Genomic DNA, 21,755 nt, shown 5'->3' on the forward strand with positions numbered 1-21,755 from the left:
CACTTTTTTCCTAAGATAGATACTAATACATGTGTCTATAATGCAATTTTGTGAAGCGTACAACTTACTTAACTACCGCTTAATCAACAGTTTACTGTCAGTTGAGCGAATCGCGTAGTTATACGCTATCTCGCCTAACGATCAGGCACCAAATTTGACTTGTGATTGTGCACACAGCCTCACTTAACAACAATCACGAGAAACATGGGAAATTACACACAACGCGAGTGGCGGCTTAGTCAGTCCCCCTCCAAATCGCGGGCCGACTTAGGCCAAACAGCCGCGCTGGGCGGCACGACAGTAGCTTTGTTTGCCTATATCGTGTATCATTTCGTTTATCCCCTCGTGGCCAAAGGTCTGCTCTTCTAAGCATTTTATAGTTTGTTATTGCACTACTTTCCACTCCTGCAAAAAGCCCGTTCTTCTGAGCGGGCTTTTTCGTTTGGATACGATTAAACACGAAGACGTAGAGGTTCCACGGAGAACGCGGAGAAAAAATACGGTTGCCCTGTGCGCTCTATGAATTCTCTTTGTCTTCGTGTTTGACATCAACTCAAAGCCAGGTACGTTATCAGCGCCGAGACGTAAGCCAGCACGCTCATATAGCTGAGTTGCACCAAGGGGTAGATCCAGCCTTTGGTTTCGCGATAGGTGGTAGCAATGGTGCTGACAGAGCCGTTAGTTTCGTATCTTTAAACTTATTCTTCGCTCATAAAGCACAGCCAACAATGGTCGTTCGACTTAAGCCGAAAACGGCACAAAAGCAGGTCAAAGCTATTTTGCACAAAGCAAAAGAGACACATAAACCATTCGATATCAGTCGATTCGCCGGTGCGCTGACATGGGGGCAGGATGCTGTCGAATTTCAGAGAGAACTACGGCGAGAAGAGTAAATGGAGCAACTTTTCTGCGACACAAACGCCCTCATTCGGTTTCTGGAAAATGACGAAACAGTAGTCCCACTGCTTTCTGGAAAGCGGTTGTTCATCTCGGCGATCACAGAGATGGAACTACAATGTAAACCAGACATGAAGGCTGCGGAACGCGCCATCATTCGGGAATTGCTGACTTACCTGACAATCATTGATCTTACAGCGGCCATTAAAAACCGGGCCGTCAAAGTGCGCCTTTCTGCACGCCTTGAACTGATGGACGCCATTGTTGGTGCATCAGCCATTGAGACGGGTTTACCACTCGTTACCGCCGACGAAAAGTTTAGTAGTCTCCGAGGCACCGACGTATTGATTCTGCCTGGCAGAACGGGTTAATTACTTCAGAATCAAGTACGTTATTAGCGCCGAGACGTAAGCCAGCACGCTCATATAGCCGAGTTGCACCAGGGGCCAGGTCCATCCTTTGGTTTCGCGGTAGGTAGTGGCAATTGTGCTCATGCACATCATGGCGAAGACGTAAAATACCAGCAGCGACCAGGCTACGGCAGGGGTGTAGCGCGGTCCGCCCGTTTCGGGGTTGCGCTCGTTTTGCAGCCGCTGACGGATCGTGGGGTTGTCTTCGGTGTTGCCCGCACCGATGCTGTAGATGGTCGACATGGTGCCGACAAACACTTCGCGGGCGGCGAAGGAAGCCAGTAAGGCCACGCCGATTTTCCAATCGTAGCCCAGGGGTCGAATGGCCGGTTCAATGAAATGGCCGAAGTGACCAGCGTAGGAGGCCTCCATGCGTTGGGCGGCAATGGCGTTGGCCACGTCGTCGGTGATGGGTTTGCCCTGATGCTGCTGCCGAACGCGGGCTTCGGCCTGCTCCATCTGGTTGCCGGGGCCGTAGCTTGCCAGCACCCACAGCACAATGGATATGGCCAGAATAACTCGCCCGGCCTCCCACACAAACGAGCGTACGCTTTCCCAGACCGTAAGGCCTACGTGATTCCAGCGAGGCCATTTGAAGGTAGGCAACTCCATCACAAACAGGCTCCGCTCCTTTGTTTTCAGCAGCTTTTTAAATACCCACGCTGCCCCCAGGGCCGACACCAGTCCCAGCAGATACAGGCTCATGAGGGCTAGCCCCTGCAAATTGAACAGCCCCCCCACGCGCCGGTCGGGCACGACCAGGGCAATCAGGATGGTATAGATGGGCAACCGAGCCGAGCAGCTCATCAGCGGGGTGACCAAAATGGTGATGAGCCGGTCGCGGCGCGAGGCAATGGCGCGGGTGGCCATAATGGCGGGCACGGCGCAGGCCACGCCTGAAATAAGTGGCACCACGCTCCGCCCGTTCAACCCAAACTTGCGCATGATCCGGTCCATCAGCACCATCACCCGCGACATGTAGCCCGACTCTTCGAGCAGTGAGACGAGCAAGAATAACAGCGCGATTTGCGGAATAAAGACCAGAATGCCCCCAATGCCAACAATGACGCCGTCGGTGAGCAGGTCAGACAACGGGCCAGGGGGCAGACCGTCTTTAAGCGACCCATTGATCCAGGCAATACCCTCGTCGATAGCATCCTGAAAGGGCGTGGCCCAGGCAAAAATAGCCTGGAAAATAAGTAGCAAAATAGCCCCGAAGATGACATACCCCCAGACCGGATGCAGCAAAAACCGGTCGAGTTTCTGGCTCCACGTAGGTTGCCCTACTGGCCGGTTGCTGGTGACGGCATCCGTAATGACACCCGCAATCAGCTCGTAGCGCCGGATGGTTTCGCGCACCTGAAAGGCCGGTTCGCTGAACTGGTAGCTGTCGATTAGTACGTCCAGGCCTTCGCGCTGCTGCCGGTTTAGGAACGTGAAGCCGTCGTGCTGAATGACGTATTGCAGGGCCAGGTAGCTGTTGTCGAGGCCATACTGCGCTTTGGTTTCGGCCAGCAGGCCGGGCTTTCCAGCAGCAAGAGCTTCGGCCAGAACAGGGTCGGTTTCGGGGTCGAAGAACAGCGATTCGGCCACGATTGGCTCCTCTAGTTGCTGCAATACGGCTTTTTTCACCAGCTCAACGCCTTCGCCTGTGCGGGCGTTGATGCGCACTACGGGCACACCCAGCCGCATTGACAGCCGCACGGCGTTGACGTCCTGCTGCTGCTGTTTGGCTACGTCGAGCATGTTCAGCGCCAGCACCACCGGCACGTGCAGATCCATGATCTGGGTGAATAACAGCAGGTTACGCCGCAGGTTCGAGGCGTCGAGCACCACCACGGCCACGTCGGGGTAATCGGGGTGGCGGGGGTTAGCCAGGATGTCGGTAACGAGTTGTTCGTCGGGCGACTTGGGGTAGATCGAATACACACCCGGCAAGTCAACCACGGTAATGGGCGTGGTGGGCGTGAGCTGGCAGGTGCCCGATTTTTTGTCCATCGTCACGCCGGGGAAATTGCCCGTTTTCTGACGAAGGCCCGTAAGCTGATTGAAGAGAGATGATTTACCGGCGTTGGGATTCCCAATCAGGGCCAGTGTGGAAGACGATGCCAAGGTTTATGTACACAGTTACCGCGTTTGGCGCAGATTGCCCCAATTGAGCACGGTGGATGCACCAAACGCTTATTCCCCTTCAAGTAAAATGGTGGCGGCTTCGGCCCGGCGCAATGACAGGCAATAGCCCGACACGTTGAGGCAGATGGGGTCACCCATGGGTGCTTTGCAGTGCAGGCAAACTTCTTCACCAGGCAGGCAACCCATTTCAAGCAATTTGATTGAAGCCCATTGGTCACTAAACGACTTGATCCGGGCAATTTCGCCAGGTTTCAGGTCTGCTACAGTGCGGTTGCTCATGGTATCCTTATTTAGACTTCATTTAAACAAACGCAAGTTTAGGGGCTAAAGTTTGTGTTTGCAAGAATTGTTTGCCGAGCGGTAGTGGTGGTTTTCTTAGTTATTCGACTGATTGATGATGCCCGAATTGCCCGTGCCATACTGGAATACACCTGCCGTCTGACCATCCATTTGGTTAATCATCAGCGTGTTACCAACCCCATACTGCGTGGCGTAATTGCTGAAATCAGCCAGTGACGTGCCTTTCACAAGGTTGCGGTTCCCCGTTTGTGTGATCGTAGCCTCCTGCTTATTACCCACCTGATACACCTTGCTACTATTATCGGCGTCATGCTGGCTTATACGAACAACGTTCTGGCTAGAGACGCCCAATGCCTCAATACGGGCAATGCCGGCCGACGCCGCATTGCGCCCCTGGTATACCTCAGCGTTATTGTTGGTAGTAGTAACGGTCCCATCAATCTGCTCAATGATGGCGGTATTACCTCCTGATCCACCAACGGCGTAAGCATTTGACTGGCTGATCTTGGCCATGTTTGTTAAGGTCAGCAGGCCGGTACGACCCTGCACGATCGAAGCCGTGTTGTTTTTTGAGTGATTTGTCTGGTCAATCTGCGCGTTATTGCTACCAAGTCCGGACTGGTCAATAACAGCCACGTTATTATGGCTATTGTCTGCCTCCGTAATCAGTGCCCGTTGGTTCAGGGTATTCGCCTGTTGTGTAATACGCGCATCGTTGTTTCGGGCATCATTGCTCTGGATAATCGTACCCATATGGCCATTGCTAACCTGCCGTATATGGGCATTATTGCCGAGGCTCAGGTTGTTCTGACTAATAGTGCCGTAGCTTCCCTGTCCCTGCTGTTCCAGCGTAGCCGTATTACCCTCCGAACGACCGGTCAGTCCACCTGTTTGCTCAATGGTTGCGTAGCCCCAGCCAGCCAACCCAGGCGATGCAGGAGCTTGCTTCATGATGACTGAGTTGCCAAACGATCCGTTACCCTGCGTGATCGTTGCGTGATCTTCCCCAAGTTGATCTACGGTAGTTACGTTACCATTGCTGATACCAAACAGACCGCCATCCTGCGCAATGGTGACCGTATTATGTCCCACCTGCCGGACAAAGGCATAGTTACCGTCGCGGGTGCCGGGGACTGGTTCTGCACTCGACACGGTTACCGTGGCGTTACCCGCACCGCTATTATTACTTTGGCTGATAAAGGCCAGGTTGCCACCCGTGCCCTGCGCCGCATCGTCGGCCTGGGTTACTTCGGCGTAGTTCGAGGCTGAACCTTCCGTCTGATTGATAGTGACCCTGTTACTGCTGATTCCTGACTGCGTCGTTACGGCCATGTTGCCATAGTTGTGTGCTGCCCCTTCCCGTTGATCGATGAGTGAAACTTGATTGCTGCCAATTAGTGTCTGTACACTTTTCTGGGCAACACCCGCCTGATAGGTGGTCTGGGCAAAACAAGTGGCGGCAACAGCCATGAGTAGGGTGCCGGTCAGTAGTAGCTTGTGCATGAGTAGTGGTAGTTGAGTATAGGTGCCTAAAAGTAATCATTAACAACGCCTCAATTATAAGGTATGATTATATTAATTGCATGATTCGTTCATAAAAAATGCCGCTATTTTTCAATAGCGGCATTTCAACGTATATAATTCAGCGTTAGTTAATTGCTGCCTGTCTGCACCACGGTACTGGCATTGCCCGTACCGTACTGAAATGAGGCGGCGGTGTTGGGAGCGGTCAGGTTGGTTTGTGTGATGCTCAGCGTATTGCCCGCGCCGTACTGCGTGGCATACTCGTAAAACTCGTTGAGGCCCGTGCCGCGCACCACGTTGTTGTTGCCAGTCTGGCTTACAGTGGCCGTCTGACCGTCGCCCACCTGAAACACCCGCCCCCGGTTGCTGCTGCCCTGCTGGCTTACGGTAGCCGTGTTTTGGCTCGAAATGCCCAGCGCCTCAATGCGCGGATACCCCACCGACGCCGGACTTTGGCCCTGATACACCTCGCCGATGTTGCCGCCGCCACCGGCCGTGGTATTTTGGTTTACCGTAGCCTGATTTCCGTTGAGGCTCCCCTCGGCATAGGCATATGACTGGCGGATGAATGCCACGTTGCCCAGCCCCTGCGTCTGCGCCGACCCCTGGTTTATCGTGGCCCTATTGTTAGCCGTTTCGGCAATTTGCTCAATGGTGGCTGTGCTGCCTGCGTCATATTGGTTGATGGTGGCGCTGTTGTCGTGGCTGTTGGTGGTTTCAGTAATCGTGGCGGTATTGGCCCCAGCCCCGGTCCATTGGTTGATCTGGGCATCGTTGGCGTACGACAGGTTGTTTTGCAGGATCAACCCGGTGCCTGCCCCAGCCTCCTGGTTGATTGTTCCCTTGTTGTCTGCGCTGTAGTTGGTCTGGTATACGGTGGCCGTTTGCCCACCCTGGCGCTGAGTGATGGTAGCCCTATTGCCGTTGCTGCTGCCCAGGGCACCGCCCGTTTGGCTTACCGTGGCGTCGCTACCCACCACCGGTGTGCCCGTGGTGCCCTGCTCAATCATCGACAGGTTATTAGCTGAATTGTCGAGCTGATACACCGAGGTGGTGTTGGTGCCAACCTGGCTCGTGACCGACACGTTACCGTTGCTGCCACCCCGCGGGCCACCTTCCTGCAAGACTACCACCCCGTTGTTGCCTATTTGTTGCACGTACGCATAGTTACCCTCGCGCGAGCCGGGTAGCGGTTGCCCGCCCCCCACGGGTGTTGTGGGCGTGCCACCACCGCTGTTTTTACTTTGGCTCACCAGCGCCGCGTTGCCCACCGCCGCACCGGCCGTCTGGTTCACGTCGGCGTAGTTTGATGACGATCCGTCATTCTGATTCACCGTGGCGTTGTTGGCCCGCAGGCCAGACTGATTGGTGCGCGCCTGGTTGCCGTAGTTCTGGCCCGTACCCTCAAGTTGATTAATAGACGACGTCTGGAGGTTGCCCGTCTGGTACTGACTTGTTTTTTGGTGATCGCCAACCTGGTTGTTGGTCGTGTTGTTTTGGGCCACGCCCGCCGTTGCTACTGCGATTGTTATAAGGCCGCTGAGTAGTTGCTTCTTCATGTGCGAAAAACTGAATGAGTGACTGATGAAAACTACTTACTTAACGGAATGTAACAGGGGCGGTTTGGGCCACTAAATAGAAAAGCCGCCCCCAGTTGGGAGCGGCTTTCAGGCTGTGGATGAAGCCTAACGTTAGTTGTTGGTTGTCTGCGTAATTACGCTGGCATTACCCATGCCCATCTGACTGACGTTCGACACGTTGAATGACCCCGCCGTGCTGTTCTGAGTCAGGTTGAGCGTGTTGCTATCACCCGACTGCAAGGCAACCGTACCGGCCGAGCCGCCCTGCAACAGGTTGCCGTTGCCCGTTTGGCCAATCAGAGCGCTGTTGCCTGTCATACCCGTGCTGTTCTGATACAGCCGTGCCTCGTTGCCGTTGCCGTTTTGGGTCAGCGTCACATCATTGCTGACACCCGCCTGGTACATCTTCCCGACGTTGCTGTTGCCCGACTGCGTAATGGTGGCGTCGCTGTTGGTCGACGATACGCCGGTGTTCATGGCACCGCCCATGGTGGTGATCCCCACTGCCCGACCCTGACTGATGAGGGCCTGGTTCAGATCGCCGCTTTGCTGGTTGATCGTACCATTGTTGCCCTGCGCAAAGCCGCCCGCATCGCGACCCTGGTTAATGAGGGCTTCGCTGTTGCTGGTACCGTCGGCCTGGGTAATGGCGGCGGTGTTGTTGTTGCTCGATGCCGTACCGGTGATATCCGCGTCACCCTGCACCACCTGCGCGTAGTTGTCGCCGCTACCACCCTGCGTAATCGTGGCCTTGTCGTTGGTCGACGTTGAGTAGCCGCCAAAACCCTGATACACATAGGCTTCGGCGCTGTTGGCGTTGGCCGTTTGGGTAATCGTAGCCGTATTCCCGGTCGACGTGCCCAGGTAGCCCTGGTAGACGCCTACCGTGCTGACGGTTCCGTTTTGGGTTACGTTGGCGGTGCTACCCTGGTCGGTACCATAATTCAATCCACCCTGCACAATCTCGCCGGTGTTGCTGGTACCTGCCTGCGTCAGGTTGGCCTGACTGCCCACGGCGTTACCCGATTCAACACCCTGGTCAATAGAGCCGGTGTTGCCCGTGTTCGACTGGGTAATGACAGCCGTACTACCCGATGACCGGCCCGCCGAAATAGCCATGTCGCCGTCCAGATCGCCCGTTGATCCCTGTTTGATGGTGGCCGTATTGTTGTCGGCTGTCTGGCTGATCGTGGCGTTGTTGTTTAGTGACTCGGCGGCTACCATAGGTGTATAGTTAGCATCGCCCGGTGCCGCCTTGCCCTGGAAAATAGTAGCCGTAGACCCGGCAATACCTGCCCCCGCGCTACCCTGCGTGGTGCGGGCCGTATTGCCCGACGAGTTATTCGACTGGTTGGTGGTGGCCGTGTTGTTGGCCGCCCCCGCGCCTGACCCCGTCTGGCTCATCACGGCCACGTTGCCGGTGGAGTTGTTTTCCTGGTTGATCGTGCCCGACTGACGCTGACTACCGGGTATGATGGTGTTCTGAAGCAGCGTGGCCCGGTTCGACGACGAGGTATTGTTCTGGTTGATTACGCCCGTTTCGTAGTAGCCAACCTGCTGGATATACGCGTCGTTACCACCGGCGGCCTTGATAGTTCCGTCGGGAGTGGCCCGACTTGTTTGCACGCTACCCCCACCGCTGTTGTTATTTTGGTTGATGGTCCCGGAGTTGATGCCACTGTAGCCGGTTTGGTTACTCTGCTCAACAATGGCCCGGTTTGACCTGGAGGCCCCCGCCGAACCGCCATTCTGATTGATAACGGCAGCATTGTCTTTCGAACTATTATAGCCACCCCCCGTGCCACGTTGCGTGGTTTCTCCGTAGTTACCGAAGTTGGTGCCGTTTGACCCCGACACCTGGTTGATTGTTGAGTTTAAGAGTGAGCCGTTTTGGTTCACGATGCCCGTTTGGCTGGTACCATTCTGGTTCAGCGTTGAGGTGTTTTGGGCGAAGCCCGCTGCGGCGAAAGCCATCAGGGCCGCGCCAGTAAGGAGTACTTTTTTCATAGATAAGTGAAAAGAAATGAAGTAAGTTGTCTGTAGGGCGGCAATGCTGTCATTAGGAGTCATTCCATACCCAAACCAAAAGCGCAGCAGGTCAACGTCTGTCAGATCACGACATGGTCTTTTTGACATATATAACCTATCGGTATAGTCGTATATACGACACCGTTACGGTTGAGCAAGCATGGCAATAGCCATTATCGCTCCATACGATTCCAGAAAATGCAGGATGTGTACTGAGGGAAAAATCAGCCCGGCGCAGTGTTAGCTACAGGGTCTGAAAAAAGCAGATTCACCAGACGAACGCTGGCTTACGAGATGAGTACTTATTAACAGTGTGGTTGTGGAAAGAAGACGCATAACGAATAAGGCTGTTAGTGGTTAACGGGCACTCTTTTTTAGTAAGCCAAAGGTAACAACGTCTTCGATAAGTGAAATAACCGCCCAATAAATTAATATTTGATTGTCGAAATCACGATATGTTCATGTATAATTACAGCTATTTCTAAGTAAAATTATATCCTTAAATTTTTAGAAAAATTTATGTAACTCATTTACTCAATTAAATCTTACAACTTACTATTAATCAGTTTATTACGTGAACACGTATAACGACTTACGTTACCCGCCATTACTCAAGCAGTTTCTTACGGTTACTATCATTTTCACGTAAAAATCACCCATACGTTTAATCAATGTAAAAAAAGCAGAAAGTGAAATTCGATTGCCAAAACAGACCTGCTCTGACAATTAAATTTTGCTTCCTGCTTTTAGAAAAATATGTGTATTTGAAGGCGCTTACCGCGTGTACAATGCGCCGTGGGCAATGGCCGCTTCGTACTCACCGCTGATAGTTTCGAGGAATTTACCCGTCACCCAGCCCACCTCCGAGTCGCGGACGAACACAAACCGCTTGGCACCCAGCCTGCCCGAATACGTGCGCGAGAGGGCATCGAGCAGCAGAGCACCTGCCACCACCTGCTTTTCGTTCAGCCGACTTTGTATGGTGGTCAGGTTTTGCTCGGCGCGGGCGCGGAGGGCAGGGTCGGTGATGGCGTTCAGGTTAGGCGAGATGAGGTCTTTGTAGTGGTTAAGCGCCATGTTCTTAAACCGCTCGATGTCATCTATCGACAACGGCACGGCATCTATTTCGGCCCGTTCGGGATAGAGGTACGACACCATGGCCAAGGCCACGTCGCCACCCACGCCCACCGTGCGGCGCTGTTGCAGGCCCCGGTCGTTGGCGTTGATCCGCACGGCCAGCAGCGAGTCAGCCAGGGCATTGACGGCCCGTTGCGCCTCGCGCCGGAAGGCCTCCATGCCCAGGGTCTTTTTCTGTTCCAGTTGCGCAATGAGCGCCCCCGGTCCAGTGGGAATCACCAGCGGCGTGAAGGTTTTGTTGGCATCGAAATAGCCGCCAATGATGCGGTTGTCGTCGATGGTCAGGGCCGAGGTAGTGGGCCACACTTTGCGGGGGATGGTACCAACGGTAAACAGTTCGGCTTCGCGGGTGGCGGTGAGCGTGGTGTCTATTTTCATGCTGGCGTTGGGCAGCACCTGCGCCAGCTGGGCATAGAAGTCGCGGCGGTAGGCGGGTTGGGCAGCCAGGCGTTCGCGCACGTCGTTGCTGAGCACCACAAACACTCGCCCGTCGGGAATGTTGTAGCGGCGAATGGTGTCGATGCAGGCCATGAGGGCACTTTTTTCCGCCTTAAAACCTCCCCCCGACGCGTCGGCTAGCTGTACCTTGGTGGGAATCTCGATGCGCGACCGAATGTCTTTTTCGTAGAAATCGCTTTCGTAGTCGGTCTTGAAAATGGCCAGTTTAATCGCCGACGTCCCGATCTGCACCCCGGCGTAGACGTTTTTGCCGCTGATTTCGCGCACCAGTTCATTGACGCCCCAGGCGCTGGCCACGTATTTGAGCTTGCCGTACTGAGCGCGGGCTTTTTCGAGGTATACCAGGGCGCTGGCCTTGTTGTTTTGCTCGTTGTAGGTCAGCCCCAGCAGTTCGTTGGTAACGGCCTCCAGGTAGGCATCACGCCCGCGCACGGTGGGCAGTGCCCGCAGCAGCAGGGCCGTGGCTTCGCGGGGTTTGTCGAGTGCCCGCAGGGTGTTGGCCAGTTTAATAAACTGCAATGCCTGGGTGGTACTGCGGGCCTTCTGAGCGCTGGCAGTTACCGAAAAAAAGGCCATTATGGCCAGAAGAATACCTTTTTTCATCACGTCTGTCATTTAGTTAGTGGTAAGTGCTAAGCGGTAGGTGGTGAGTTTGCTTCCGCCAGAGCAGATACGCTGGCGGAAGCAAACTCACCACCTACCGCTTAGCACTTACCACTCTTTTCTCATTGATTCTTATTCAGTTCCCGCTCCAGGTCCGACTCGGCGGCGGGGGTTTCGGCAGGTTTGGGCTTGGGGGCCACCCGTTTTTTGGCGGGTTCTGCGGGAGTACGGGTGCTGGCGGCGCGGGCAACGGGTGCTTCAGCCTGGCTACGTTCCGGGCGGGATGCTGGCGCGGTGGCGGCGGGTTCGAGTTCTGTTTGGGTTAATTCAGCGTTAGTTGGTTCAGTACGTGTTGGTGTGAGCCGTTCGCGGCGCGCAACAGGCGTACGCCGGGCAACAGGTTCGTCAACAGCTTCATTATTAACAGGCTTCGTCTTTTTTGGGGCGCGTTGTTCACGCGAGATAACGACGGGGGCTGGCGCAGTTACCGGGGGCTGTTGCGTCGTTTGCGGCAGGGCCTGTGGCGTAGGTGCGGGGCGCATCAGGCCCCAATAGGCCAGCGCACCGCCGCCCAGCAGTGCTACGGCAACGGCTACATTTAACCACGGGCGACTACCAGCAGTTGGGCTGTCGGGCACCGGCGCGGGTAGCGTACGCACCTGACCAACGCCCACTGACGAACGTCCGGCCTGAGGCAACACGCGGGTGAGCAGACCCATGGTACGCCCCTCAAGTGCAACCGTCTGCCCACCGTGGTCCGACTCAATTTGTAGTTTGCCCATGTGCCGTCCGGCCTGTTTGGGGGCGTAGCGCACGTGCAGGAACGTGCCGCCGGGGGCGGGTATGAAGGTGACATCGGTGCTGAATCGCAGCGGGCTGGCCTGCACGGCTACCTGAAAATAGCCCGCCTCGGCCACCACCCGGACGGGTTCGGTGACCCCATCCTGCCCTACTTTGAGGAGCAAGAACTGCTCTTCGCCCACCTCCGTTGGCACGAAGCTGAGTTGCGACTGGCTGATAGACAGGCAAGAAGTAGTGGTGTTGAGCTGTAAGGACATAGTAGTACGAGGATATACGCAATAGAACACAAGGCAGATGATCCCTTTTCCGGTTTCGTTCATAATATGAGCCTGCGGCCCCAGGCAGCGTCACGCCCACTGAGCCATGATTACGCTGTTGATTTAGTACAAAGCCAGCTGACCACTACCTCAGATTAGCAGTCGACAAACATCTGTCGGGCGGTTTATAGCGTACTTTCGATTAGGAAAAATCTGCTTTTTGGGCCTTTCTGGCCTGTTTTTACACTCAGCTAATGAAAAATTGCATCCAATAATGAACGCACTCCAGTTTCGCTTCAATATCCTTTTTCTTGTTGGTTGTTTTGCGTTGGTCTCCTTGTTTTTGGGTGGCTGCGTAAACTCCCGGCAGCTGGCCTACTTCCAGACCGCCACCTCTGCTCAGGACACGCTGGCCCTGGGCGACCGGTATGTGCCGCCTATTAAACGCGGCGACGTGCTGTCGATTCAGGTGAGCAGCCTGAGCGCCGAAGCCTCGGCTATTTTCAACCCCTATTCGAGCATCTCGGTGGGCGACGGTAACACGGTGCGCGGCACTAACACCTCGCTACCGCAAACGTCGGGCTACCTCGTGGGCGACAGCGGTACGGTGGCCCTGCCGTTGATTGGGCAGGTGAAGCTGGAAGGCCTCAGCAACGGCCGTGCCGCCGAGGTGATTCGGACCAAGCTGCGCACTTACCTCAAAGAACCCACGGTGAGTGTGCGAAACCAGAATTTCCGCGTGTCGGTATTGGGTGAAGTAACCCGCCCGTCGCTGTTCACGATCCCCAACGAGCAGCTCACCCTGCCCGAAGCCCTGGGCCTTGCCGGTGACCTGACCATCTATGGCCGTCGCGACAACGTGCTGATTATTAGGGAAGAAGGCAACAAACGAACGTTTGCCCGGATTGACCTTACCAACCGCAATGCCTTCCAGTCGCCGTTTTATTACCTGCACCCCAACGACGTTGTCTATGTAGAACCCGGCAAGGCCCGCATTGCCAGCACCGACCGGTTATACCAGATTTCACCCATTGTACTTGGCATTTTGTCTATCGTTGCCATCATCCTCACGAGGCCAAGGTGAGCGAACGAGTAAATGGTGAAAGAGTGCTTGCTGTAGCGCAAATCCTTGCCGGACCACACTCTTTCACTCTTTCACCATTTACTCGTTCGCCATTCACTCTTTCACTCTTTCGCTATTCGCTCGTTCACGCTTTCGCCCTTCGCCCTGTACCTTCGGGAGGCCTTAAAAAGCCACTCCGGGGGATTATTGCGCTTATTGGGGCGGCGGCTGCTGACCAAAGACGAGACCGAGGCGCGGATGCTGCCCTACCAGATCTACGCCATACCGAAGGTGGTGACCAACCTGGAGGCCGTAGTGGACCTCGTGCAGACCGACAAGGTCATGTTCGACCATAAGCGTGAAGTGACGGCCCCCGATTTTGTGTGGCGCTACCCCAACACCGACCGACAGGCGGGGCTGCTGCGTTGCGGTGCCCTGCGCATTGGGCAATCTATTCTGAATACTGACTTTGGCAACAGCGTAGTCTTGCAGGATCGCCTGCGGCCTACGCGCCGTCGGGTGGTGCAGGCAGACGTGCTCATTGCACCCTGGAGCCACTATTGGGGTGGCTATTTCGACTACCTGCTGTTTATTGCCGCCAAGCTTTGCCGCATCAAGCAGGCGCTACCCCCCGACGTGTTTGGCCGGGCGGTGGTGGCCTACCCCCTCTTCCACACCGATTTCGAGCGCGAACTGCTTCACATGATTGGCTTTAGCGACGACCGTATCTACGACACCCGGAAAGTAGACGTGCAGTTTGACGAATGTGTGGTGGCCAACAACAGCAGCTGGTTTTACCCCAGCTTTGCCGACGTGCAGTGCCTGAAGCGCAACGCCGACGCCTACATGTCGCCCCAACCCACGGCTGACCGGCGCCTGTATATAAGGCGGGCGGGGCGGCGGCGCGTGATTTACGAAGAACCCCTGCTGGAGCGCCTGCGGGCCTACGGGTTCGAGATCATCGACGACCTGCCGCGCAGCGTGGCTGAGCAATATGCGCTCTACAGCAGCGCGTCGGTGGTGGTGGGGCCACACGGGGCTTCGTTTGCCAACATCCTCTGGTGTCGCCCCGGCACGCGGCTGTTCGAGCTGTTTCCGGCGGGCTACATGCCCGAATATTTCCGGTACCTGGCCCCCAAGCTCAGTATGCCCTACGCCGCCTACTGCCACGGCCCCGTTCAGGAGAGCCACCACAGCAACGTAGATCAGAACGTGGTGGTTGACCCCGACGAGCTGATGCAGCGCCTCGACGTACTGCTGGCTACGGTGTAACGGTCAATCAATATCAGGCGTTGTGCTTAATCAGCTTTAATCCATTGTGAACCAGATGATCAAAGTCACCATCAGCCGTGTGCAACTCCATGTCGAGGTATAGGGCGATAGCCGCAATCCAGAGATCATTCTTGCCCATATTACGGGCGGTGATACCTGCTGGAAGTGGCATCTGTTTTGACTTCCCCTGACTATAAGCGTCGATCTCGGCATAGACGCGTGTTACCTCACGGTTCAGATCAGCAACAGGGTATGAGTCGATTAGATGCTGTAGAAATTTCACCTTTTGGTAGCCCCAGTCATTCTTTAACGCCAATGCTTCCAGTTCACCAGCAACAACAATTGGAATCACAACGCGAATGGGCAACATGGTCTGATTACGGACGTACCGGATAATCAGGTTCGTGTCGTAAATCATTGATCAGTATGGATTTGACTTTCCAAATCGTCCCACTCAGCATCTGAAAAACCCAGATCGGGAATAGGGAGCGCTTCTTTCGGGCCAATCAACTGAAAGAACAAATCGGTTCCAATAGCCTTGATGATCGCCGGGTCATACGTGTTCATCTGCCCTCGCTTCATTTTAGGCACAGCGATGCCATTAACAATAAACGCATCGGGCGTTTCAGAGATAGACGGCTGGTTGGCGATCATGGCGTAAGTAGTTTTTGATTGATAACAACAAAGATCCATTTTTTGTGACAGCAGGCATCACTTCCGAGATTTTGCTTTTGCAACTACGAAAATCACCTTACGAATGACAAGTCATCGTTAGAACGTGGTGGGTGACCCCGACGAACTGATGCAGCGCCTCGACGTACTGCTGGCTACGGTGTAACGGTCAATCAATATACGCGGCAAGAGTATACCAAGTAGGTAGCAAATGAATACATTTAGCTTTCTACATTCTTATGCCTGACCACACCCAGCTATTACGTACGCTTAACCTCATCCGCCTGCTCACCGACCGCCCCGGCAAGACCGTTGCGCAACTGGCGCGGCTGCTGGCCGTTACTACCCGCACCGTATACCGCTACCTAGAAACGCTGGAAGCCGTGGGCTATGCGGTAGACGTTCACCCGCAAACAAAGCAGTATTTTCTCTTCGAAGCCGACGCCAAACAGCGGACCACGTTCACGGCCGATGAGTCGGCGCTGGTGAGTCGGCTGCTGACGGCCCTCCCCACCGAACACCCGCTGACTGACAGCATTCGGCGGAAGTTGTTTGTCACCTCTGAACTGCTGCCCTTTGCCGACGAGTTGCAGGACCGCCACCGGGCCGTTTTGGTAGAGCGCCTGGCCGATGCCCTGCGTACCGGGCGGCAGGTACGGCTGCTGCGCTACCACTCGGCCAATTCCAACACCATCACCGACAGGCTGGTGGAGCCGCTGGAACTGATCGACAATTACGCCACGCTGAAGGCTTACGATCCTGGCGATGGCAAAGAGAAGACCTTCAAGATCAAACGGATAGAAGACGTAGCCGTTCTGGAACAGCGTAACGTACACGCACCTACGGTAGCGGCGCAGCTGCCGGTCGATGCCTTTGGTATGGATGGCCCCGAGCCGCTGCTGGTGGTGCTCTACCTCAACCGCCGCGCCTATCACCTGCTATTGGAAGAGCGCCCCCTCACCCGCCCCTACCTGGAACCCCGCCCCCACGACGCTGATTTTCCGTATCAGTTTCGGGGCGAGGTGCGCGACTGGCGGGGCATTGGTCGGTTTGTGCTGGGCATGGCCGATCAGGTCCGCGTCATCGAACCCGACCCATTCAAAGCGTTCCTGAAAGAAAAACTGGGCAGCTTCAACTTTTGACGTATTCTGTCACTCACCTTTCCGTGCTTTGCCCGATACAGTGATGACCCACAGCCGAATTAGCCTTTACTTTTCTTCTCATGCAGTTTACCCTTCGCCTGCTGGCCACTGAATCTTCGGCCCGAATACCGTTCAACTACCAGTACCTGCTCACGGGCTGGCTCTACCGCGTACTGGCCGACGCCGATGGGGATTATGCCCGGTTTCTGCACGAGCGCGGCTATCAGGTAGCGTCGGGCACGTGGTCGCGGAAGACATTTAAGCTGTTTACGTTCAGCGACTTACGCATGCATGGGTATGAAGTGAGGCCCAAAGAAGGCTGCTTTGTGCTGACCTCGCCGGTGGTAGACTGGACGCTGAGTTTTTATGTCGAGCAGGCGGCGGAGGCGTTTATCATGGGCCTGTTTCAGGATCAGCACTTAACGCTGGTGAACCGCCATTTCCAAACCGAGTTAGCCGTTGAACGTGTGGAAACGCTTGCGCTACCGTCCCTGACCGACACACTGACTTTGCGGACGCTCTCGCCCATTGTGGTGGCCCAGAAGGATAATACGGGCATGGATCAGTACCTACATCCCTACGACGACGCCTTTGGCCCGTTGCTGCTGATTAACCTCATCGACAAGTATCGGAGCACCCGAATCGACGCCAATTTTGACACTGACGAGCCTAATCTAAAAAATTTCTCGTTTGAACCCCTTACCAAACCCGACCGACTCCGATCAAGGCTTGTGACGATCAAGGAAGGCAGCCCGCAGGAAACCAAAGTGCGCGGCTGGCACAGCCTCGATTTCCGGCTACATGGCCCCGCCGAGGTCCTGGAAGCCGGTTTCCTGGCCGGATTGGGCCGTTACAACGCCGAGGGGTTCGGGTGTGTGGGCGCACGTGGTTAACGGACAGTAGTTGCTATTTCAATTCCACTCAGGTACGATATGAACAACATCAATTATCTTTGTCATCAACTGGCTGGTAGGCCTGTTTCCATAACTCAGCTCATGTTGGGGGTTGCCAGTATTGGCACAGGAGCAGGAGGATCAACCAGTTTTTTTATTGCCCAAAAAAGGGGCTGGCCCACTTCGTGTAAGTGTGGGCTTGACATAGGCGACCTATATCGCTCTGATGTAGTAACCAGAAAATTAGTCTTAGAACGGTCATGGAGTCTGCACCTATCGTACTTCCGTAGTACGATGGTTATATCTATGAATCTTACAAAAATTTGTAAGACGCCTGCCTACTTCTCCTTGCGAGAGGCCTTTGCTTTCTTTATAAATTTTTCTTTAGACACTGGGCGTGAGTTCTCGGATATCTTTTTCCAAACCAACTTCTCATCGGTGGCCCAAGCAAAAGGGTTACGGATGTGGATAGTTTTCTTTTTCAAATCGTTGAGGACTATTCTTATACAACTACCTCATAACCTGAGTACTAATTCATTACTTAGTCGCTTTCATCTTTCTAATAGCCTCTTCACGCGAAATAGGCTTAGCTACTTTGCGCATGTCATCCCAAGTCATTTCGCCGATAGTTTTTCCTATAATCTTATTGACCGCAGTAGTCGGTTTCGATGTCGTCTTCATTTGCTGGCTCAACTTGGTGAACTGTTATCTTATTATCCTGATAACTCAAAGCTACCAATAGAGGCCGGAAATTCAAGCGGCTAAATCCTATCACCTTAAAGAAACACTCTTCTGTTGGAAACCCCTCAAGGTTGGCCCATCGAGAGCGCGGGTTAATACAGACATCTTTGATATCCTGACTCAAGACACCCTGACTCTTTAAGTCCATAAGATTTAAGAGTGATAGGTTGAAGTCTGGTTTGAAATTTTCGTAATCACTTAAGTCAATGTCTTCCATTTGCGAATCAGGTCTAGTGTTATTGAAAGGGAAAGTGGCCCCCAAGGTTCGATTTGGATAATATCCCACGACAACCATTCGACTTTACTTGCAATTCCATCAGGGGCCGTAGCAAACATACGGAAATGCTATTAAATTGCGGAGGAGTTTATTTTAATCCTTTCCCCTTAACCCCATTACCAATATTCTTCTTTACGGAACTATGAGACTCAACCTTTCCCTGACCCCTACTCGTCAACTTATTCCGTTTGACTACCAACAGCGTTTGGTTGGAGCCTTCCACAAATGGTTGGGCGACAATGAGCAACACGACGGGCTATCTCTTTATTCTCTTTCGTGGCTCTCGAATGGGCGTGTCAACAAACAACGTACCGGCTTACGCTTCGATCATGGAGCGTCGTGGTTCATCAGCAGCTACAATACTGAGTTGCTCTTGAAAGTAGTTCATGGCATTCAGACAGACCCGGAGATAGCGTTTGGCATGTCTGTTCGTTCGCTGACTATTCAGGCATTGCCTGACTTTAGCAGTGAGCAACGCTTTACGGTAGCCAGCCCTGTTTTCATCAAACGAACAATTAACGGCAACGTTGAGCATATCCTCTACGACCACCCGCAGGCAAATGATTTCCTGACCGAAACACTACGGCGGAAATTACGGGCAGCGGACCTACCAGATGATGGTGTTCAAGTAGTGTTTGACAGCTCATATTCAAAGGCACAATCTAAACTTCTCACATTCAATGGTATTCAAAACCGAGCAAGCATGTGCCCGGTGATAGTATCGGGTACGTCAGAACAGGTGGCTTTTGCCTGGTGCGTAGGCGTAGGCAATTCAACAGGTATTGGCTTTGGTGCCCTACGTTAATGGAAAACACACTATACATCGTCAAGTATTCTGGTCCGTTTGGTTTTATTAAACCTTGGACTGCCGTTCGGGATAGCGAAACGTTTAGTCAGCAATTCCTAACTCCGTCTATCCTCTGTGGTATTGAGCGCAAGCTGTTTCCTGAACTTCTTAGCGAACCGTTTGGCCTATACCGAATTGCAACGCATCGATTGTCTTATAATGGTCTGTCGATGCAGCAGGAGCAGACACAGCCACGTGGCTGGAACAAACGAAAAGGGGGCTTGGAACGGCCACGAGCTATTCTAATGCGTGGCGTTATGCTCAACCCTATACTCCTCTTAGCTTTTCGATCCAGAGAAGACGCCGAAATAGCCGCAACACAACACATTTGCTTGTGCCGAAACGAAGATGTCATGCTTCCTAGTGAACAGATTGAGGTAATAACCAATACCGATTTTGACCAGCCGCCTTATGACGGATTTGAACTGGTTTTTGAGCAATCGGAACAGTCATTTATTGTTGGCTACAACCGGTTTGCTAATAACGAACCAATGGTGGGCTGGCTAAAAGTGGTGGGAAGCCCAGTAAAGAGCGAAGAGCTATGAAGCAAGCATTCGACCACCTAAAGGCGAAGGGAAAGCCTGATTGTACAACGCTCACAGATCATTTAGACCACGTGGTAGCGGCTACGGTTAAGGCCGCTACCGCGTTCGGAATGAATGTTGACGTAGCCCGGCAAGGGGCTATACTGCATGACATTGGCAAAGCCCATCCTGTGTTTCAGCATCGATTGAAGGACAGTTATAAACACAGTCCGACCGACGAGCCAATGCGTCATGAGTTGGCATCACTGCTGTTTCTGCCTGTGTTCGACAAATCGCTTTGGCCGGTTATGGTAGAAATGGTCGTTGCTCACCATAAATCGACACGTAATGACACTAAGCGTAAAGGCATCATAGACCTTGACGAACGATTTGGACCACGTGCGTTTGCGCTTCATAGTGCTGAATGGGGTAGCTGGTCCCCGACTGCACTGGCAATTTTGTCAGCCTACGGTATACAGGCACGTCCTATCAGTCTAACCGAAGCACGGGAGGCATATGATTACGCTTTCGACTATTGCAAAAATACCCCTGACGGTTATTCAGAATGGAAAGGGCTATTGATGGCCGGAGATCATTTCGCATCAGCATTGGTACACCGCACTTACAACCAAACACGTCGGCTATTTAACGTGCCTCTATTGACCTACTATAACCGGCAGCACCCGCTATACCCCCTGTCATACATAGCGGCTGATTCCGAACGGCCTCATACACTGGTGACAGCCTGCACGGGTGCGGGAAAAACAGATTATTTGTTGCGCCGCTGCCGGGGGCGAGTTTTCTATACCCTTCCATTCCAGGCATCCATCAACAGCATGTATGAGCGGCTGAAACACGATATGGGCAAAGACAATCCTGATCTTGACATTCGGGTGCTACACGCGGCCTCCCGGCTGACAGTTGAGAAGAACAAATACGAGGAAAAGACCATCCAGGGGCATATGGGGTCGGCAGTCAAAGTCCTGACGCCGCATCAACTGGCTTCGGTCGTATTTGGTACGCGGGGCTACGAGGCAACGCTGATGGACCTGCGCGGTTGCGATGTCATTCTGGACGAGATCCACACCTACACCAACGTCACGCGTAGTATTGTTTTAAAAATTGTGGAGATGCTAAAGCTGATTGGCTGCCGCATTCATATTGGCACCGCCACTATGTCCTCGGTCCTCACGAATCGTATTCGTGCATTACTTGGCCCCGATACGGTTCACGAAGTCGCGCTGACCGACGAGCAACTTGATCAATTTGACCGGCATGGGGTACATAAAATTTCCTCTTACGATGACGCGCAGGAACGTATAGCCCAGGCGGTTGCAGATGGTCAGAAAGTATTGGTTGTTGCTAACCGAGTCGAGACGGCACAGCAACGCTTTCAGGCACTACAGATTGCCCACCCTAACGTGCCCATGCTGCTTTTGCACAGCCGGTTTAAGCGTGGCGAACGTGGTCGTTTAGAGCAGCAGCTAACCGGCAAGCGACTGGATGCTACTGGGCGACCCATTTATGAATTCAATACCGGGCAGGGGGCCTGCATTGTGGTTTCTACGCAAGTCGTTGAAGTCAGCTTAGACATCAGTTTCGACCTGATGATAACGGACACCGCCCCGTTAGACGCGCTGATTCAACGGTTTGGCCGGGTAAACCGAAAACGCACACCCGAAACGATTGGCAAAGTCAAGCCCGTCTTTGTCATTGCGCCGCCCGAAACAGAAGGTGAGGCAAAGCCGTATGAGTTGGCCGTTCTGGAGGCTTCTTTTAATGCCCTTCCCGATGGCGACGTACTGCGTGAGCGCAATGTACAGGCATTGATTGACCAGGTTTTTCCTGACGTAGATAACATTCTGATTGACAAAGATGCCATCTACGTCAATGGCCGCTGGCGCATTGAGAAACTGGTTCACAAACCGAAATCTGTGTTGTTCGATGCGCTGGATATTGACTCGATGGTGTGCGTCACGGAGGCCGACCAGCAGGCGTATGAACAGGCTGGTTACGAAGAACGAATGGCCTACGAAATTCCGGTGCGTTACCATGCCATCGCCCATAACGGACTGGCTCGCTCGGAGGGTGGCAATAAGCCGTTTATCGTGCCCGACAAAGCTTACGATCCCGTTTTAGGGCTTCAGATGAGCCTGGCATTGCCCGCATTTTATAACAGCTTCTTTTAACTACGC

Annotated in this window: 19 protein-coding genes and 1 pseudogene; 10 read left to right on the forward strand and 10 right to left on the reverse strand. The window is 53.8% G+C overall.

Annotated features, from left to right (window positions below):
- Positions 1-204 precede the first annotated feature (204 nt).
- The gene (locus tag J2I48_RS13645; protein WP_207336020.1) at positions 205-369 is read left to right on the forward strand and encodes a hypothetical protein; all 165 of its coding nucleotides are present in this window, start codon (positions 205-207) and stop codon (positions 367-369) included.
- Between the two features lie 524 nt (positions 370-893).
- Positions 894-1,268 (forward strand): PIN domain-containing protein, encoded by a 375-nt coding sequence (locus J2I48_RS13650; protein WP_207336021.1) that lies wholly within the window; start codon positions 894-896, stop codon positions 1,266-1,268.
- Here J2I48_RS13650 and feoB read toward each other — a convergent pair whose 3' ends face one another.
- The 7 genes from feoB to J2I48_RS13685 all read right to left on the reverse strand — a co-directional run bounded on the left by feoB (position 1,269) and on the right by J2I48_RS13685 (position 12,129).
- On the reverse strand, positions 1,269-3,419 hold the full coding sequence (gene feoB / locus J2I48_RS13655; RefSeq protein ID WP_207336022.1) for a ferrous iron transport protein B: 2,151 nt from the start codon (positions 3,417-3,419) through the stop codon (positions 1,269-1,271).
- 69 nt (positions 3,420-3,488) lie between these two features.
- The gene (locus J2I48_RS13660) at positions 3,489-3,719 is read right to left on the reverse strand and encodes a FeoA family protein (RefSeq protein WP_207336023.1); all 231 of its coding nucleotides are present in this window, start codon (positions 3,717-3,719) and stop codon (positions 3,489-3,491) included.
- A gap of 96 nt (positions 3,720-3,815) precedes the next feature.
- Positions 3,816-5,243: a hypothetical protein gene (locus tag J2I48_RS13665; protein WP_207336024.1), complete on the reverse strand. Its 1,428-nt coding sequence runs from the start codon at positions 5,241-5,243 to the stop codon at positions 3,816-3,818.
- 149 nt (positions 5,244-5,392) lie between these two features.
- Entirely contained in the window at positions 5,393-6,823 is a 1,431-nt protein-coding gene (locus tag J2I48_RS13670) for a beta strand repeat-containing protein (RefSeq protein WP_207336025.1), read from the reverse strand.
- A 132-nt stretch (positions 6,824-6,955) separates the two neighbouring features.
- The gene (locus tag J2I48_RS13675; RefSeq protein WP_207336026.1) at positions 6,956-8,851 is read right to left on the reverse strand and encodes a beta strand repeat-containing protein; all 1,896 of its coding nucleotides are present in this window, start codon (positions 8,849-8,851) and stop codon (positions 6,956-6,958) included.
- 795 nt (positions 8,852-9,646) lie between these two features.
- Positions 9,647-11,071 (reverse strand): tetratricopeptide repeat protein, encoded by a 1,425-nt coding sequence (locus J2I48_RS13680; RefSeq protein ID WP_207336027.1) that lies wholly within the window; start codon positions 11,069-11,071, stop codon positions 9,647-9,649.
- Positions 11,072-11,193: 122 nt separating this feature from the next.
- Positions 11,194-12,129, reverse strand: coding sequence for a hypothetical protein (locus J2I48_RS13685; protein ID WP_207336028.1), 936 nt, complete (start codon positions 12,127-12,129; stop codon positions 11,194-11,196).
- A 274-nt stretch (positions 12,130-12,403) separates the two neighbouring features.
- On the opposite strand from J2I48_RS13685, the gene J2I48_RS13690 reads away from it, so the two are divergent.
- Positions 12,404-13,213 (forward strand): polysaccharide biosynthesis/export family protein, encoded by an 810-nt coding sequence (locus tag J2I48_RS13690; RefSeq protein WP_207336029.1) that lies wholly within the window; start codon positions 12,404-12,406, stop codon positions 13,211-13,213.
- A gap of 186 nt (positions 13,214-13,399) precedes the next feature.
- Complete coding sequence (locus J2I48_RS13695; protein ID WP_207336030.1) at positions 13,400-14,464, forward strand: glycosyltransferase family 61 protein; 1,065 nt, start codon at positions 13,400-13,402, stop codon at positions 14,462-14,464.
- Positions 14,465-14,477: 13 nt separating this feature from the next.
- Here J2I48_RS13695 and J2I48_RS13700 read toward each other — a convergent pair whose 3' ends face one another.
- Together J2I48_RS13700 and J2I48_RS13705 are read right to left on the reverse strand one after the other, a co-directional pair.
- Positions 14,478-14,882 (reverse strand): PIN domain-containing protein, encoded by a 405-nt coding sequence (locus J2I48_RS13700; RefSeq protein WP_207336031.1) that lies wholly within the window; start codon positions 14,880-14,882, stop codon positions 14,478-14,480.
- Positions 14,879-15,118, reverse strand: coding sequence for a hypothetical protein (locus tag J2I48_RS13705; protein WP_207336032.1), 240 nt, complete (start codon positions 15,116-15,118; stop codon positions 14,879-14,881). Before J2I48_RS13705 ends, J2I48_RS13700 begins: the two co-directional genes overlap by 4 nt.
- 257 nt (positions 15,119-15,375) lie before the next feature.
- On the opposite strand from J2I48_RS13705, the gene J2I48_RS13710 reads away from it, so the two are divergent.
- Together J2I48_RS13710 and cas6 (J2I48_RS13715) are read left to right on the forward strand one after the other, a co-directional pair.
- On the forward strand, positions 15,376-16,278 hold the full coding sequence (locus J2I48_RS13710; protein ID WP_207336033.1) for a helix-turn-helix transcriptional regulator: 903 nt from the start codon (positions 15,376-15,378) through the stop codon (positions 16,276-16,278).
- Positions 16,279-16,358: 80 nt separating this feature from the next.
- Positions 16,359-17,171: a CRISPR-associated endoribonuclease Cas6 gene (cas6, locus tag J2I48_RS13715; protein ID WP_207336034.1), complete on the forward strand. Its 813-nt coding sequence runs from the start codon at positions 16,359-16,361 to the stop codon at positions 17,169-17,171.
- 643 nt (positions 17,172-17,814) lie between these two features.
- Here cas6 (J2I48_RS13715) and J2I48_RS13720 read toward each other — a convergent pair.
- A complete protein-coding gene (locus J2I48_RS13720) occupies positions 17,815-18,129 on the reverse strand; it encodes a hypothetical protein (RefSeq protein WP_207336035.1) in 315 nt (104 codons plus the stop codon).
- A gap of 202 nt (positions 18,130-18,331) precedes the next feature.
- Here J2I48_RS13720 and cas6 (J2I48_RS13725) point away from each other — a divergent pair, with 202 nt between their 5' ends.
- The 4 genes and pseudogenes from cas6 (J2I48_RS13725) (at position 18,332) to cas3 (ending at position 21,749) form a co-directional block, all read left to right on the forward strand.
- Positions 18,332-18,994 (forward strand): CRISPR-associated endoribonuclease Cas6, encoded by a 663-nt coding sequence (gene cas6, locus J2I48_RS13725; RefSeq protein ID WP_207336036.1) that lies wholly within the window; start codon positions 18,332-18,334, stop codon positions 18,992-18,994.
- Positions 18,994-19,581 (forward strand): hypothetical protein, encoded by a 588-nt coding sequence (locus tag J2I48_RS13730; RefSeq protein ID WP_207336037.1) that lies wholly within the window; start codon positions 18,994-18,996, stop codon positions 19,579-19,581. Before cas6 (J2I48_RS13725) ends, J2I48_RS13730 begins: the two co-directional genes overlap by 1 nt.
- Before the next feature lie 110 nt (positions 19,582-19,691).
- A pseudogene (locus J2I48_RS28670) lies at positions 19,692-20,108 on the forward strand (CRISPR-associated endonuclease Cas3''); the annotation flags it as partial.
- Positions 20,109-20,210: 102 nt separating this feature from the next.
- Entirely contained in the window at positions 20,211-21,749 is a 1,539-nt protein-coding gene (cas3, locus tag J2I48_RS13735) for a CRISPR-associated helicase Cas3' (protein WP_510186080.1), read from the forward strand.
- The last annotated feature ends 6 nt before the right edge of the window (positions 21,750-21,755 follow it).

The organism is Fibrella aquatilis, assembly GCF_017353255.1.
Classification (GTDB): Bacteria; Bacteroidota; Bacteroidia; order Cytophagales; family Spirosomataceae; genus Fibrella; species Fibrella aquatilis.

What these genes read in the sequence shown, in the direction of transcription:
- J2I48_RS13645 (WP_207336020.1), top strand. Translation starts at nt 205, where the DNA reads ATGGGAAATTACACACAACGCGAGTGGCGGCTTAGTCAGTCCCCCTCC.
- J2I48_RS13650 (WP_207336021.1), top strand. Translation starts at nt 894, where the DNA reads ATGGAGCAACTTTTCTGCGACACAAACGCCCTCATTCGGTTTCTGGAA.
- J2I48_RS13660 (WP_207336023.1), bottom strand. Translation starts at nt 3,719, where the DNA reads ATGAGCAACCGCACTGTAGCAGACCTGAAACCTGGCGAAATTGCCCGG.
- J2I48_RS13665 (WP_207336024.1), bottom strand. Translation starts at nt 5,243, where the DNA reads ATGCACAAGCTACTACTGACCGGCACCCTACTCATGGCTGTTGCCGCC.
- J2I48_RS13670 (WP_207336025.1), bottom strand. Translation starts at nt 6,823, where the DNA reads ATGAAGAAGCAACTACTCAGCGGCCTTATAACAATCGCAGTAGCAACG.
- J2I48_RS13675 (WP_207336026.1), bottom strand. Translation starts at nt 8,851, where the DNA reads ATGAAAAAAGTACTCCTTACTGGCGCGGCCCTGATGGCTTTCGCCGCA.
- J2I48_RS13680 (WP_207336027.1), bottom strand. Translation starts at nt 11,071, where the DNA reads ATGAAAAAAGGTATTCTTCTGGCCATAATGGCCTTTTTTTCGGTAACT.
- J2I48_RS13685 (WP_207336028.1), bottom strand. Translation starts at nt 12,129, where the DNA reads ATGTCCTTACAGCTCAACACCACTACTTCTTGCCTGTCTATCAGCCAG.
- J2I48_RS13690 (WP_207336029.1), top strand. Translation starts at nt 12,404, where the DNA reads ATGAACGCACTCCAGTTTCGCTTCAATATCCTTTTTCTTGTTGGTTGT.
- J2I48_RS13700 (WP_207336031.1), bottom strand. Translation starts at nt 14,882, where the DNA reads ATGATTTACGACACGAACCTGATTATCCGGTACGTCCGTAATCAGACC.
- J2I48_RS13705 (WP_207336032.1), bottom strand. Translation starts at nt 15,118, where the DNA reads ATGATCGCCAACCAGCCGTCTATCTCTGAAACGCCCGATGCGTTTATT.
- J2I48_RS13710 (WP_207336033.1), top strand. Translation starts at nt 15,376, where the DNA reads ATGCCTGACCACACCCAGCTATTACGTACGCTTAACCTCATCCGCCTG.
- cas6 (WP_207336034.1), top strand. Translation starts at nt 16,359, where the DNA reads ATGCAGTTTACCCTTCGCCTGCTGGCCACTGAATCTTCGGCCCGAATA.
- J2I48_RS13720 (WP_207336035.1), bottom strand. Translation starts at nt 18,129, where the DNA reads ATGGAAGACATTGACTTAAGTGATTACGAAAATTTCAAACCAGACTTC.
- cas6 (WP_207336036.1), top strand. Translation starts at nt 18,332, where the DNA reads ATGAGACTCAACCTTTCCCTGACCCCTACTCGTCAACTTATTCCGTTT.
- J2I48_RS13730 (WP_207336037.1), top strand. Translation starts at nt 18,994, where the DNA reads ATGGAAAACACACTATACATCGTCAAGTATTCTGGTCCGTTTGGTTTT.